16 protein-coding genes and 2 tRNA genes are annotated in these 12,368 nt (G+C 63.9%); 12 read left to right on the top strand and 6 right to left on the bottom strand.

Annotation, left to right across the window (positions count from 1 at the left end; all coding sequences use genetic code 11):
• Positions 1-19: 19 nt before the first annotated feature.
• The 3 genes from M1D55_RS18700 (at position 20) to M1D55_RS18690 (ending at position 1,135) form a co-directional block, all read left to right on the top strand.
• The gene (locus M1D55_RS18700) at positions 20-412 is read left to right on the top strand and encodes an integration host factor subunit alpha (protein WP_370646864.1); all 393 of its coding nucleotides are present in this window, start codon (positions 20-22) and stop codon (positions 410-412) included.
• A gap of 144 nt (positions 413-556) precedes the next feature.
• Positions 557-1,000 (top strand): MerR family transcriptional regulator, encoded by a 444-nt coding sequence (locus tag M1D55_RS18695; protein ID WP_456281527.1) that lies wholly within the window; start codon positions 557-559, stop codon positions 998-1,000.
• A gap of 58 nt (positions 1,001-1,058) precedes the next feature.
• Positions 1,059-1,135: transfer RNA gene (locus tag M1D55_RS18690), tRNA-Pro, on the top strand.
• Positions 1,136-1,219: 84 nt separating this feature from the next.
• Here M1D55_RS18690 and M1D55_RS18685 read toward each other — a convergent pair.
• Both M1D55_RS18685 and M1D55_RS18680 read right to left on the bottom strand, forming a co-directional pair.
• Positions 1,220-1,381 carry a hypothetical protein gene (locus tag M1D55_RS18685; RefSeq protein ID WP_156526372.1) on the bottom strand — a complete coding sequence of 54 codons (162 nt, stop codon included), beginning with the start codon at positions 1,379-1,381 and terminating at the stop codon, positions 1,220-1,222.
• Between the two features lie 42 nt (positions 1,382-1,423).
• A complete protein-coding gene (locus tag M1D55_RS18680; RefSeq protein WP_456281526.1) occupies positions 1,424-1,783 on the bottom strand; it encodes a hypothetical protein in 360 nt (119 codons plus the stop codon).
• 214 nt (positions 1,784-1,997) lie between these two features.
• Between M1D55_RS18680 and M1D55_RS18675 the strand changes: the two genes are divergently transcribed.
• Complete coding sequence (locus M1D55_RS18675; protein ID WP_456281525.1) at positions 1,998-2,255, top strand: hypothetical protein; 258 nt, start codon at positions 1,998-2,000, stop codon at positions 2,253-2,255.
• A 317-nt stretch (positions 2,256-2,572) separates the two neighbouring features.
• On the opposite strand, the gene M1D55_RS18670 is transcribed toward M1D55_RS18675, so the two are convergent.
• Positions 2,573-2,986, bottom strand: coding sequence for a cupin domain-containing protein (locus M1D55_RS18670; protein ID WP_456281524.1), 414 nt, complete (start codon positions 2,984-2,986; stop codon positions 2,573-2,575).
• Positions 2,987-3,599: 613 nt separating this feature from the next.
• Between M1D55_RS18670 and M1D55_RS18665 the strand changes: the two genes are divergently transcribed.
• Positions 3,600-3,830 (top strand): hypothetical protein, encoded by a 231-nt coding sequence (locus M1D55_RS18665; protein ID WP_023265015.1) that lies wholly within the window; start codon positions 3,600-3,602, stop codon positions 3,828-3,830.
• Positions 3,831-5,032: 1,202 nt separating this feature from the next.
• Here the strand turns inward: M1D55_RS18665 and M1D55_RS18660 are convergent.
• The gene (locus tag M1D55_RS18660) at positions 5,033-5,383 is read right to left on the bottom strand and encodes a VOC family protein (RefSeq protein ID WP_456281523.1); all 351 of its coding nucleotides are present in this window, start codon (positions 5,381-5,383) and stop codon (positions 5,033-5,035) included.
• Between the two features lie 193 nt (positions 5,384-5,576).
• Between M1D55_RS18660 and M1D55_RS18655 the strand changes: the two genes are divergently transcribed.
• The 7 genes from M1D55_RS18655 (at position 5,577) to M1D55_RS18625 (ending at position 11,713) form a co-directional block, all read left to right on the top strand.
• Positions 5,577-7,181, top strand: coding sequence for a methyl-accepting chemotaxis protein (locus M1D55_RS18655; protein WP_456281522.1), 1,605 nt, complete (start codon positions 5,577-5,579; stop codon positions 7,179-7,181).
• 124 nt (positions 7,182-7,305) lie between these two features.
• Positions 7,306-8,388, top strand: a complete 1,083-nt coding sequence (locus tag M1D55_RS18650) for an enoyl-CoA hydratase/isomerase family protein (RefSeq protein WP_456281521.1) — start codon at positions 7,306-7,308, stop codon at positions 8,386-8,388.
• Between the two features lie 151 nt (positions 8,389-8,539).
• Positions 8,540-9,100 (top strand): NADPH-dependent FMN reductase, encoded by a 561-nt coding sequence (locus M1D55_RS18645; RefSeq protein ID WP_006575456.1) that lies wholly within the window; start codon positions 8,540-8,542, stop codon positions 9,098-9,100.
• 81 nt (positions 9,101-9,181) lie between these two features.
• Complete coding sequence (locus tag M1D55_RS18640) at positions 9,182-9,511, top strand: hypothetical protein (RefSeq protein WP_006575455.1); 330 nt, start codon at positions 9,182-9,184, stop codon at positions 9,509-9,511.
• Positions 9,512-9,599: 88 nt separating this feature from the next.
• Positions 9,600-10,661 (top strand): tRNA dihydrouridine(20/20a) synthase DusA, encoded by a 1,062-nt coding sequence (dusA, locus tag M1D55_RS18635; RefSeq protein ID WP_456281520.1) that lies wholly within the window; start codon positions 9,600-9,602, stop codon positions 10,659-10,661.
• A gap of 615 nt (positions 10,662-11,276) precedes the next feature.
• Positions 11,277-11,531: a hypothetical protein gene (locus M1D55_RS18630; RefSeq protein WP_006575453.1), complete on the top strand. Its 255-nt coding sequence runs from the start codon at positions 11,277-11,279 to the stop codon at positions 11,529-11,531.
• 106 nt (positions 11,532-11,637) lie between these two features.
• Positions 11,638-11,713: transfer RNA gene (locus M1D55_RS18625), tRNA-His, on the top strand.
• 87 nt (positions 11,714-11,800) lie between these two features.
• Here M1D55_RS18625 and M1D55_RS18620 read toward each other — a convergent pair.
• Positions 11,801-11,950: a hypothetical protein gene (locus tag M1D55_RS18620; RefSeq protein ID WP_156526608.1), complete on the bottom strand. Its 150-nt coding sequence runs from the start codon at positions 11,948-11,950 to the stop codon at positions 11,801-11,803.
• Between the two features lie 198 nt (positions 11,951-12,148).
• Entirely contained in the window at positions 12,149-12,322 is a 174-nt protein-coding gene (locus M1D55_RS18615) for a hypothetical protein (RefSeq protein ID WP_023265037.1), read from the bottom strand.
• Positions 12,323-12,368 lie beyond the last annotated feature (46 nt).

Below are 12,368 nucleotides of genomic sequence, written 5' to 3'. Positions count from 1 at the left end.
CGACCAACACGCGACTCTGATGACCGCAGCAGCATTGGGCGAAGCTGACGACCGGCGCGCGGCTACGCAGCCGGAAGAAGCACCGGAACCGCGCGTCACCGAGGTGCCTACCCTGACCAAGGCCGAACTTGCCGAGATGCTGTTCGACCAGGTCGGTCTCAACAAGCGGGAATCGAAGGACATGGTCGAAGCGTTCTTCGACGTGATCCGCGAAGCGTTGGAGCAGGGCGACAGCGTCAAGCTGTCCGGGTTCGGCAACTTCCAGTTGCGCGACAAGCCGCAACGCCCCGGCCGCAATCCGAAGACCGGCGAAATCATCCCGATCACCGCACGCCGCGTGGTGACCTTCCACGCCAGCCAGAAGCTCAAGAGCCTGGTCGAGGAACGCGCCGGGCTGGCGTCCAGCGACTGACCAACTGACGACAGTCGACGGCCGTAGCGACGCGGTCCATTGCCGCTCCCGCGGCCAGTCTGTATGCTGCTGCTGCGCGCCGAGTCGGCGCGCCATCCCACTCCAACCACCGCCGGCCCGGCCTGAAACCCGTCCGTCCACTGCATGTCGGATAAATCGAGCGAGCGCATCACGTTGCCGCCTATTCCCGCCAAGCGCTATTTCACCATCGGTGAAGTGAGCGAACTGTGCGCCGTCAAGCCGCACGTGCTGCGCTATTGGGAACAGGAATTCACGCAACTCAAGCCCGTCAAGCGACGCGGAAATCGGCGCTACTACCAGCACCACGAAGTGCTGCTGATTCGCCGCATCCGCGAACTGCTGTACGAGCAGGGCTTCACCATCAACGGCGCGCGTAACCGGCTCGACGAAGGGCGGCATCACGCCGAGCCCGCCATGCCCGAAGAGGTCGCGCCGCTGCCTCCGGCGAGCACCGGCATCGCGCCGTCCGCGTCCGTCTTGAACGTCGACGTCCCCGCGCTGCGTGCCGACCTGATCCAGGTGCAGCACGTGCTCGCGCAACTGAAGCAGATCGCCGCCAAGGACTAAAAAATGCGCCCCACCGCCTATTCATTTCGGTGGGGCTTCTGATATACTCTTGTGCTTTCGGGGCGTAGCGCAGCCTGGTAGCGTACCTGCATGGGGTGCAGGTGGTCGGAGGTTCAAATCCTCTCGCCCCGACCAAATTGAAGCCCGCATAATCAATCGGTTATGCGGGCTTTTGCTTTTGGCACGGTAGTGGTCTGTCGACAGGTAGTTAGAAGGTTTCTAATTGGCCTGCTTGGCATAGCGAATCGCCGGATGCAGTCGGACGATCGACACCGGCACCTCTCGCTGCTTGATGTAATCCTCGGTCGTCGATCGATCCGTGTGAACCCCGGCGGCCTGCAATGCATCGAGGTCATAGCCGTCCCGCTTTGCATCGCTCATGGCTTTTGCCCGAAGTATCCTTGATGGTGTAGTCCTTCTCACCTAGGCCCGCACGCGCCATCGCTTCGCGCCACGGGGCGCGGCAAGCTGCCGCTGTCTTCTGCTTCCGTGCATGTCCGTCAGGACATAGTCGTCGCCCAACTTCTGAACCTCACGGGATGTGCGCAAGTCCTGCGCCTGCTTCAGCACCGCGGCGATCTCTGGTGTGAGTGGCCGGTCGACCGGCTCTCCGGTGCTGTCCTCCGCCTTGCTCGGCACGAAGCGAATGACGCCGGCCGCCTCATCTGCTTGCGACCATGGGAAATGACGGATGTCAGCGGAACGTTGGTATGTCAGATTGCAAAGGCCGACAAGGGCTTGCACTCCCTTACCGGTGGCCACTTTGGCCTCGACCTCTTCCACCTTCCCTCGGCGCATGCCCTCGTATGCGAAGACTATGGGCGCTTTGCGGATCGCCAGGAAATCGGCGGCGACAGTCGGCCCCGTAACTGCCCCCTGATATCGCGTCAACGACCCCGCTGAGCGGCGCGTTCTTGGACTTGTCGGGCGTGGCAGTGGTGTGCCAACCCCGACAACTCCGTGCAGCAGTTCTCCCATCGACCCAAGGAGAAATTCCATGCGTATTGCAACCACCGGCAAGCTTGCTGTGTTTGCCACTGCCGTTTCCATGCTGGTATCCGGGGCTGCCTTCGCTCAGGGCGCCACTCCCGCGACCCCGGCGACACCGGCCACACCGGCGACCCCCGCGGCGCCGGCAGCCACCAAAGACAACGCCACCAAGGACACTCACACCAAAGCAAAGGCTGAGCGCAAGCGGACGCATCGCTCCGCCCACAAGGCCAAGGTACATCGCAAGGAAAAGGCAGCGGGTTGACGTAGATCGGCGTCCCTCTCCATCTTGCGCGAGGGGCCCGACTTCCTATCAGGAAGCGGAGACGGCCCCTCGCGACTGTTGGGGCTTCTTCGTTCGCGGCGGGGGCGGCGCTGATTCGGGTGCCATCCTGTCTGCCGGGTACAAGCCCAGGAACGTGCGCACAACCTCCGGTCGCGGCACGCCAGCCAAGTGCTCCACTGAGAGCCGGGCACGATCACGATTGATCCCTTCTCTTTCCCAAGTACGTGCATCCGGTTCAGATGATTGGCGAGAGTTCGGCCAGCGTAGGGGGCGGGCGGCCGAGCGGTGGCCATGGCCTACGCCTCTGGTAGTTGCACGACAGCCAGCGTGACATCGTCGGGGCCGACAACCCAGCTGAGATGTCCCTTGCCCGAGGTGTCCTCAAGCATCAACCCGCTGCCGGTCGGCAGTGGGCGGCTGTCGCCATCGCTGGCCTGGAATTCCATGGCGCCGGACAGCACGAAGATCCACATGCGAATCGGGGATGGATGGCGTTCCCCGGTCCAGCCGGCGGGCAGGAAGAGAATCCCTTGCTGTGTGACTTCGGCCAGGGACGACACCCAGAATGCGGGCGCTGGTGCGGCAAACACCCGTTCCGTCATGGCGACGGAGAGCGGAGCGAAGTGAGATTCGCCGGTTGCGTCCGCGTATAACCGGTCGAACAGAAGCGGGGGGCGCAGCAGCCTGACGGACTCGGTCGTGGCGGTCATGGCTCCTCCCTGCAACGCAGTATCCCCATGGCATCAAGTCTAGTTGGGGTGCGTCGATGGCAGTGCAGGTTCACCGACGCCCCCGGCGCTTCCGCTTGTTGATCCGCGTGCGCCTCACGGTGCATCGCCTCGAACTGCTGCAGCTCTTCGTCTGTACGGATCTCGCCGCGCCATTTCCGCGAGCCAGGTGCGCCCGCTGTAGTCGGCCTCGATGTCCTCGAGCGCGCACGGCTCGGTTGCGAACTTGGCCAGGTAGGTGTGTGCCACAACTTTGCGCCGGGCTGGCCGGCCTCGAACAGCGCTATGAACTAATGTGTCGAGGCGACACGCTGACGCAGGCGCGCGATTTCCCATAGCATGTCACGTCAGGCAGCCGCTTCGCTCCTAGATGTCGCGCGGCTCTTCAGCCGTCGGCGCCGGCAGGTCGGCCGGGCAGTGCCGCTTGGGCATGGGTCATGTCACTGCGGCGCCTCATCGATCGACGAGCTGAAAAGCCGCGCACCGCAAACCTTCGATTTCCGTTCCGGTATCGAAGATTCCCATCATCAACTGCTTCTTTGTTCCGGTTCGGCTTGGCACCATGACAGCTCCTCAACCCCTGAAGGGAGGAAGTATGGACGAAAGCCATTCGCAAGAGCTCGTCAAGCATGTGAGAGAGATCGTCGAACGTCTCGACGACCTGTCCTTCTACGCCGCTTCGTCGACAAGCCAACGACTGCATCTTGCCGCGATGGCGATGCAAGGATTGGTCACCAGTATGTCCGGCGAACTCGAAGTGGAGGCCACCGCGAAGCGGGCCGTTCAGTACGCGGACGCCCTGATCGCAGTGTTGGAAGACGAGTAGAAACGCAGTCGAGTCGAAGAAGAAGCCCGCGTAGTTAGCGCCACGCGGGCTTTTTTGTTGTCTGCGGGGCGGTGCTTCGCCGGGCGATCGGACCATCATGGCTTGGTGCTTGGCCGGGCTTCGTCGGTTGTCTATAGAACCGAGCCCGTTTTCAGTATGAGGAGCGGCATGCTGGAACTAAGGTATCACCGGGCGACGACGAGGTGCGTAGGGCGGTAACAGAGCCGCTGCCCCCATCAGCGGCAATGCGCCGGTCGCCGCGTCTCGTCCGAGCCCATTTTCCTGATCGGTTGTTTTTGCCCGATACCTTTGGTGGTATCGGGCTTTTTTTTTGCCCAGCAGCCGTACCGGGCAAGGCTCCAATGCAAAACGCCCGACGAGCTTCATCGGGCGTTTCGGGTACCGGCCTGACGGGTCAACCCATTGCGGGCATCGGGATTACGGGTGGGTCGTTCTGGCGATCAGCCGCCAGCGAATGTGTCCCTGCAGGGCCCCATGAACATGGTGGTTCGGCGGGGGCAATGGTTGTTCACGAGGCGAGATGGCGCTGGAACCGCAGCCCTCACATCGATAGATGCCCGAGTACGGTGCCTGGGCACCAGGGGCGAGGACGAGCTCGTAAGCGGGATCTTCCTCTTGCGTGAAATAGCGGGTGTCGTTGCAGAACGGCATATCTCCTCCATGGAAAGGGCCGGGCAGCCATTACGCCACCAGTCGGAGAAGCTTCTGTCGGATTCGGGTTTCCTTCTTTCACATTCCATGATCAACGCTCGTGCTTCCGAAAGGGCCGCTCCGGCAAGGCCGTCCCGCATTGGGCGCTCCGTCAGCCAGTCCGGATTGCTGTGTTCGAAGGCGACGCCAGGCCGCGCAGGTCAACAAGGGCGTTTCCCGCCTTGAGGCGATAGAGGATGCCCTTTTCGCGATGATGGCGACCGTCTTCGCTTCGCGTTGGGCCAGCGCCGTCGGTTCTCTACAGAACCGAGCCTGTTTTCAGTATGAGGCGCGGCACGCTGGAACTAAGGTATCAGCGGGCGAGGACGAGATGCGTAGGGCGGTAACAGAGCCGCTGCCCCCATCAGCGGTACTGCGCCGGTCGCCGTGTCTCGTCAGCGCCTATTTCCTAGTCGGTTGTATTTGCCCGATGCCTTCACCGGCATCGGGCTTTTTTATGCCCGCGCCGTTGCGAAGCGGAGCCATCTTGCTTAGAGGTGGCACAGGATGTTCACCAGCCTGCCAAACGGATCGCGGACGAAGAAGCGGCGCACGCCCCAGGGTTCCTCGGCGATGCCGTATTCGATCAACAAGCCCGCCTGTACGGCCTTGGCATGGACCTCGTCGAGGTTGTCGACTTCGATCGACAGGTCGGGCACCGGGGTACCGGAGCCTCCTTCGGTCGCGATGCTGATCTGCGGCGTGGTGTGCTGTCCGGTCGCATAAGTCCGGATCCAGCCGTGATCCATCACGACTTCCATGCCGAGCAAATCGCCATAGAACGCTTGGGCTTGGTCGATGTTCGGGGCTGCGATATTGGCGACGATGCGCTTGACGGTCATGGTGGTTCTCCGGCGATCAGATCTGGCGATTCTACGGTCCATCGCTCGATTCGAGCGGTCGGCGGCGGCCCGATTCGTACATCGGACGGTTACACAGTCTTTCGTTCCGATGCCGTCAAGGAATGCCCGGGCACGCCGTTGATAGCGGGGCGGCGCACATGCCGCGATCGCATGAAAAGACCGGGGAGCTCGAATGTTTCGCAACACCACCATTGGCGCCAGATTGTGGGGCCTGATTGTCGTTACCAATTTGATCCTGCTGATCGTCGGTGCCTTTGGCTGGCTTGGCATGTCCCGCAGCAACGATGCCACGCGGCAGATCTATCAGCATCAGCTGACCGCTGCAATGCACCTGTCCGAGGCGCGCGCGAACCAGTTGCTGGTGCGCGTGCTGCTCGATCAGGCCACGTTCGCCACCGATCCGGCCGATGCGCTGGCGCGCGCCGATACCGCAGCCGGATTCGCGCGCGCGTCGGAGACGGCGTGGAAGGCCTATCTGGCACTGCCGCGCGGGAGGGAGGAGGACCGTGCCGCGGAGCTGGTGTCGGCGCGCCGGGAGGCGCTGCACAAGCAAGGGGTCGAGCCGATGATTGCCGCGCTGAAGGCGGGCGATCGCGAGCGTGTGATGGCGCTGGTGCTCGACACCATTCCGAAGCTCGATATCGCGTTCACATCGGCCAATGCGGAATTGAACAAGCTGCAGACCGCCGCGGCCGAGGCCGTCTATCAGGATTCGCAGCAGCGCTATGCGAAGCTGCGCGCGTGGTCCCTGGCGCTGCTGGTGCTGGGTCTGGCATTCAGCACTGTCTTTGCCTGGCGGCTGCGCGGATCGATCGTCGGTCCGCTCGATATTGCGATCGGGCGATTCGAGCGGATCGCGCGCGGGGACTTGAGCGCGGCCCGGACTCTCGATACGTCGCCACAGCGGCATAGTCCTGCTGGAGCCCGTGACGGCGGCTTGGCCGGGGAGGAGAGCCGCAACGAGACCAGCCGCATGCTGGCCATGTTGGCGCGCATGGAAGCGAGTCTCGCCGGCATGGTGGGAGAGGTGCGCACCGGCGCCGATGCAATCGCCGCGGCGAGCCGGCAGATCGCGATGGGCAACGCGGATCTGTCGCAACGCACCGAGGAGCAGGCGGCCTCGCTGGAACAGACTGCGTCGAGCATGGAGCAGTTGACCGGCACGGTGCGTCAGACGGCCGACAATGCGCGCGAAGCGGATGCGTTGGCCGGCGACGCCAGCGGGCTGGCGGAGCGGGGCCGGGAGGCGGTCACGCGCGTGGTCGACACCATGCAGGCGATCGACGCCAGCGCCAACAAGATCGTCGACATCATCGACGTGATCGAGAAGATCGCGTTCCAGACCAATATCCTGGCGCTGAACGCGGCGGTCGAGGCGGCGCGCGCCGGCGAGCATGGCCGTGACTTCGCCGTGGTGGCGGGCGACGTGCGGGATCTGGCGCAGCGTTGCGCGACCGCGTCCAAGGAAATCCGGGGGTTGATCGACGAGTCGGTGCGCAACGTCCGCGCCGGCAGCGATATCGTCGCCGATGCAGGCCGCGCGATGGACGACATCGTCGGCGCGGTGCGCCGCGTCAGCGCGATCGTCGGCGGCATCAGCGCCGCCTCGATGGAGCAGTCGCAGGGCATCGAGCAGGTGAACCAGGCGGTGACCCAGATGGACGGCATGACGCAGCAGAATGCGGCGCTCGTCGAGCAGGCGGCCGCCGCGGCGACCTCGCTGGAAGACCAGGCGCAGCGGCTGACCGGCCTGATGGGGCGCTTCCGCCTCGCGTAGATTCCGCATCAATCCCGCATCAATCCCGCTTCAATCCCGCCATCCGGCCGCTGGTACGGATAGCGGGCCGGCATGGCTGGTGTACAGTGGCGGCCTGCATTTCGTCACCACAGGAACAGGAGACATGACCGAGTTTGTTGCAACCGAAGTCGTCGGCGGTGTCGGCTATCTGACGCTGACTCGCCCTCAGGCCCTGAACGCCCTGTCTCTCGACATGGTGCGCGCCTTGACGCAAGCGCTGGACCAGTGGGCGGCCGACCCCGGCGTCTTCGCCGTGGTGGTCGCGGGCGCCGGCGGCAAGGCCTTCTGCGCGGGCGGCGACATCCGCTTCTTCCATCAGGCCGCGCTGGCCGGCGACCCGACGCTGGACCGTTTCTTCGTCGAGGAATACGCGCTCAATCACAAGATCCACCGCTATCCGAAGCCCTATATCGCGCTGATGGATGGCGTGGTGATGGGCGGCGGCATGGGCATCTCGCAAGGCGCGCGGCGGCGCCTCGTCACCGAGCGGACCAAGATGGCGATGCCGGAGACGAATATCGGCCTGTTTCCCGACGTGGGCGGCGGCTGGTTCCTGGCGCGCACACCGGGCCGCCTGGGTGAATTTCTGGGGCTGACCGGCAACGTGATTCACGCCGCCGACGCGCTGTACGCCGGCCTGGCAGATGCCTTCGTGCCGAGCAACGCGCTGGCCGAGCTGGTGGCGTCGCTACGTGCCGGTAGCTTTACCAGCGGCGATGAGGTGCTGGCCGCGATCGACGCCAGCAGCGCGGTGCATCGAGCCGCTTGCGATCCGGCGGCGAGCCTGCTGGCGCGCCAGCGCGACGCGATCGACGCGGCCTTCGGCGCGGCCACGGTGCAGGACATCGTCGCCATCGTCAGCGATGCCGGCGACGACTGGTCGGCGCAAACGGCCGCCGCCTTGCGTACGCGCTCCCCGCTGATGCTTTGTGTGACGCTGGAGCAGATCCGCCGCGCGCGGACGATGGCGCTCGAGGACGAACTTCGCATGGAGCTCGACATGATGCACGACGTGTTCCGCTACGGAGACGGCGTCGAAGGCATCCGTGCGCTGGCGATCGACAAGGACCATGCGCCGAAGTGGCGGCCGGCCCGGCTCGACGAGGTCCAGCGCAACAAGGTGCTAGCCTTCTTCGACAGTCCGTGGCGCGCCGACGAGCATCCGCTCGCTGGCTTGCGGTCGTAATCCACCACGCGCTTCGGTGTACGGGGGCTCTCTGCGCACGGCTGAAACGACATCGGGTTAGAGTGTGGTCTGGGCGCGGGCCGGCGATCGCTGCTCCCGCGGCCCTTCGGCAGTCTTTCCTTTCCCCGTCTCTTTCAGAAAAGGAAGCACGATGAGCACTCCACGCGACGTCGCGGTACTGGTGGGCAGTCTCCGCAAGGATTCCTTCAATCGCAAGCTGGCGTTGGCGCTGGCGCAGTTGGCCCCGCCCGAGCTCAAGCTCGAGATCGTCGAGATCGGCCAGCTGTCGCTGTACAACCAGGACCAAGACGAGAACCCGCCGGCGTCCTGGACCGCGTTTCGTGACCGGATTCGCCGCGCCGACGCGGTGCTGTTCGTCACCCCGGAATACAACCGCTCGGTTCCCGCGCCGCTGAAGAATGCCATCGACGTGGGTTCCCGCCCGTACGGGCAGAGTGCGTGGGATCGCAAGCCGGGGGCGGTGATCAGCGCCTCGCCGGGCGCGATCGGCGGGTTTGGCGCCAATCACCATCTGCGCCAGTCGCTGGTGTTTCTCAACGTGCCGGTGCTCCAGATGCCGGAGGCCTATATCGGTGGTGTCGACAAGCTGTTCGATGAGCAGGGCAATATTGGCAACGAATCGACACGTGCCTTTCTAGGCAAATTCCTGACGACCTTTGCGGCCTGGGTGGAGCGCAACGCCGCAAGCTGACCGTGACGGCGCGGCCGCCTGGAGACCCCCCTCTCGTAGGGGGAGTCTAAAGATGGCGAAATCAGCGCCGACAATGCTGATATGGATGCAAGCGACAATTCCTCCGATTTCCCGGAAGGGGCGGCCAACGCCGAACTGGTCGGGTGCTGGGCCACTGCCTCGCCGCAGTTGCTGGCCACCGTGCTGAACAACGCTATCGATGCCGAGGATCTGTCCGGCTTCGCGGCGCTGCTGTCCGATATCGCCCGCGATCGCGGACTCAAGGGCAACCGCGGCGCGCACCAGTCGATCTACGACATGCCGTACGCGAGTCTGCTGCCGCGCCAGCAGCACCTGCTGGCCGACGCCTTCGACCTGTTCGTCAAGCTGGGGCTGGAGCTGCAGCCTCGGCAGCAGCGGCTGAACGACTGAACCGCCGAGCGGGCAGGGTTGCGGACTGGCTGGTAAACTCGCGGGTTTTCCTCGTTTCCGTCGATGGACGGGATAACCGACCGAAGTCATGTCCGAATCGCTTGCCGCTGGCGCGGCCCCGGCCCCGGCCCCAGCCGGTCTCGAGAAGGTCAATCCGAGGCGCATTTCGGTGGCGCCAATGATGGACTGGACTGACCGTCATTGCCGCACCTTTCATCGCCACCTGAGCCGCCACACCTGGTTGTACACCGAGATGGTGACGACCGGTGCGCTGCTGCATGGCGATGTCGCGCGCCATCTGGACTTCGACCCTGCCGAGCAGCCGGTCGCGCTGCAACTGGGCGGCAGCGAGCCGGCCGATTTGGCGGCCTCCGCCAAGCTGGGCGAGCGCTGGGGCTATGCCGAAATCAATCTGAACTGCGGTTGTCCGTCTGAACGTGTCCAGCGCGGTGCGTTCGGCGCCTGCCTGATGGCCGAGCCGCAACTGGTCGCGGACTGCGTGCGCGCGATGCGCGACGCGGTGTCGGTGCCGGTCACCGTCAAGCATCGCATCGGTATCGATACGATCGAGCATTACGACTTTGTTCGCGACTTCGTCGGGACGATCGCCGAAGCTGGCTGCCAGACCTTTATCGTCCATGCGCGCAACGCGATCCTGAAGGGGCTGAGCCCCAAGGAAAACCGCGAGATTCCCCCGTTGCGCTACGAGGTCGCCTACCAGCTGAAGCGGGAATTTCCCCAGCTCGAAATCCTGATCAATGGCGGCATCACGCGCTACGACGAGATCGACGCGCACCTGCGCCATGTCGACGGCGTGATGATTGGCCGCGAAGCCTATCATCAGCCGTTCCTGCTCGCGGAGGTCGACCGTCGCTACTACGGCGATACGGGGCCGTCGCCTTCGCGCCTCGATGCCGAACTGGCGATGCAGCGCTATATCGGCGACCTGGTGGAGCGGGGCGGTTATATGGGCGCGGCGACGCGGCACATGCTCGGCCTGTACCGCGGCGTGGCCGGTGGGCGAGGATGGCGGCGCGTGCTGTCGGACGCGCGTCGGATGCACGCGATCCGCACGCGGGACGGCGTCGATGCACTGTTCGAGGAGGCGCGCAGCCATCTGCATGCCGAGCGCTCGCTTCAGGCGGCCTGACCGAAGGACGGGTCGCCGCGTAGTTCTTGCGAATGGATGGCGCCCGCCGATTGGAGGCCAGACTCTAATTTCGAATCCGGCATGGTGCCCGAAGCTCCGTACCGCCGTGTTCGAGGCACTTTCGGCGCCGGTTGGGGCGATTCCGGGCACCAGGAAAGGGATTCCCCTAGATAGCCAAGCCGATTCCGATTTTCTTAAACTGTCTGTGCCCTCGAATACAGGGCTTTCTTCAACTGATTTTGGAGCCCGCCTTGTGCGGGCTTTTTTTGTGCCGGGCCTCGCCGGTCGCTCGTCCTTTCGTTTACCCGAATAGTGCTTGGCGGCGATGACAGTTACATTGCAATTGCCTTCAGGGCATTGAGATCGCAAGAGTTTAAGAGTCCGCCGTGTGCGGACTTTTTTTTGCCTGGCGCTCCCCGCAGCGGTCCTCCTTCCCGCTCTCTGTCTGCCGCTCCGCTCGGTCCGCGGCTCGCTTTCTCCCCGTTCTGCATGATGCCGCGGAGCAACGTCGCCGCTAACAGTTCTCGTTTACCTCATCCAAAGAGATGACCCCCCAACCGGGTGATGGCAAGATGTAGCCAAAAACGACAAGAAGATCTGGCCTCGGAGGGTGGAATGGAAGAAGAAGACGGCTTGTTTGGTGTCGCGTTCGAAGGCTTCCGCGTCGTCTGGGTGGTCGAGCGGTTGCAGAACGGTACCTGGACCGCCCGCTACTGCTGGCATCGCGGCACCGATGCGGCCGCGGCCGCCTCACTGCAGACCGATGTGCTGAACGGCAGGAGCCGAAGACTGCCGGGCACCTATCAGACCGAGCAGGAGACGCTCGATGCGATCCACGAGGCAATTCGGCTCGAAGCCCGCTGGTCCTGATACGTCATTCGGTTGCATGAAAAATTTTGTGCGTAGTACTAGCCATCGCCAAACGAAGTTTGTATAATCTTGGTTTCCGTCGAGCAGTACTGACGACGGCGCTACGGTGGCTGTAGCTCAGTTGGTAGAGTCCAGGATTGTGATTCCTGTCGTCGTGGGTTCGAGTCCCATCAGCCACCCCAAGATCCCATGCAAACAGCCGCTCATCGAGCGGCTGTTTTGCTTTGTGCCGAGACAAACGGGCTGGCGGGCGAGGGCGCTCGTGGTCTTCAGACCAACCGAGCAGCGGCTTTGGTGATCGTCCATCCGACACCGACACACAGCGCGATCCAACCGGCTGCAATCAGTGCGACGTCGTGCCAGTTCATGGTGCGGCGACCGGGACGAAGCAGCTTGATGGTGTCGTCTGACGAAGGCATGGCCGTCTCCTTCGAAAAGCATGGGAAAAGGCTAGGCCAAGCTTCGACGAATTCACGGTCCGAGTTGTAAAGGTTTGTTGCGATGCGCGAGAAGCGTCGCTTGTCGCCGGACCGCCGTATCTCACGCTTCGCGCAAACGCGCAATCACGCCTTCAACGCAGTCGATCTTGTCGCAGCGGTCGCACGAGTGCGACTTGCTCACGCGTTCAGCTTCACGCCCGGCTGATCGAGTTCGAGCATCCGGCAGATCGCGGCCATGCTGCCGACCATCGTGCGGCGCTGTGCGCCCTGGTAGATGCGGACACCTTTGGACTGGCGGAACGGCGTCGGCTTGACGGGGTAGCGGGTCAGGGAGCGGTCGGCTTGCAGCATGGTGGTCCTCTTCGGTAAGGCGTCAGCGGAAGTCTTGCGGCAACAC

Source organism: Cupriavidus sp. JZ107 (genome assembly GCF_053903255.1).
The sequence above is the reverse complement of the archived record's forward strand: the minus strand, read 5'-3'. Positions and strand labels throughout refer to the sequence as shown.

Excerpts from the sequence above, each read along its gene's own strand:
- M1D55_RS18700 (WP_370646864.1), top strand. The coding sequence starts at position 20 with ATGACCGCAGCAGCATTGGGCGAAGCTGACGACCGGCGCGCGGCTACG.
- M1D55_RS18695 (WP_456281527.1), top strand. The coding sequence starts at position 557 with ATGTCGGATAAATCGAGCGAGCGCATCACGTTGCCGCCTATTCCCGCC.
- M1D55_RS18685 (WP_156526372.1), bottom strand. The coding sequence starts at position 1,381 with ATGAGCGATGCAAAGCGGGACGGCTATGACCTCGATGCATTGCAGGCC.
- M1D55_RS18675 (WP_456281525.1), top strand. The coding sequence starts at position 1,998 with ATGCGTATTGCAACCACCGGCAAGCTTGCTGTGTTTGCCACTGCCGTT.
- M1D55_RS18670 (WP_456281524.1), bottom strand. The coding sequence starts at position 2,986 with ATGACCGCCACGACCGAGTCCGTCAGGCTGCTGCGCCCCCCGCTTCTG.
- M1D55_RS18665 (WP_023265015.1), top strand. The coding sequence starts at position 3,600 with ATGGACGAAAGCCATTCGCAAGAGCTCGTCAAGCATGTGAGAGAGATC.
- M1D55_RS18660 (WP_456281523.1), bottom strand. The coding sequence starts at position 5,383 with ATGACCGTCAAGCGCATCGTCGCCAATATCGCAGCCCCGAACATCGAC.
- M1D55_RS18655 (WP_456281522.1), top strand. The coding sequence starts at position 5,577 with ATGTTTCGCAACACCACCATTGGCGCCAGATTGTGGGGCCTGATTGTC.
- M1D55_RS18650 (WP_456281521.1), top strand. The coding sequence starts at position 7,306 with ATGACCGAGTTTGTTGCAACCGAAGTCGTCGGCGGTGTCGGCTATCTG.
- M1D55_RS18645 (WP_006575456.1), top strand. The coding sequence starts at position 8,540 with ATGAGCACTCCACGCGACGTCGCGGTACTGGTGGGCAGTCTCCGCAAG.
- M1D55_RS18640 (WP_006575455.1), top strand. The coding sequence starts at position 9,182 with ATGGATGCAAGCGACAATTCCTCCGATTTCCCGGAAGGGGCGGCCAAC.
- dusA (WP_456281520.1), top strand. The coding sequence starts at position 9,600 with ATGTCCGAATCGCTTGCCGCTGGCGCGGCCCCGGCCCCGGCCCCAGCC.
- M1D55_RS18630 (WP_006575453.1), top strand. The coding sequence starts at position 11,277 with ATGGAAGAAGAAGACGGCTTGTTTGGTGTCGCGTTCGAAGGCTTCCGC.
- M1D55_RS18620 (WP_156526608.1), bottom strand. The coding sequence starts at position 11,950 with ATGCCTTCGTCAGACGACACCATCAAGCTGCTTCGTCCCGGTCGCCGC.
- M1D55_RS18615 (WP_023265037.1), bottom strand. The coding sequence starts at position 12,322 with ATGCTGCAAGCCGACCGCTCCCTGACCCGCTACCCCGTCAAGCCGACG.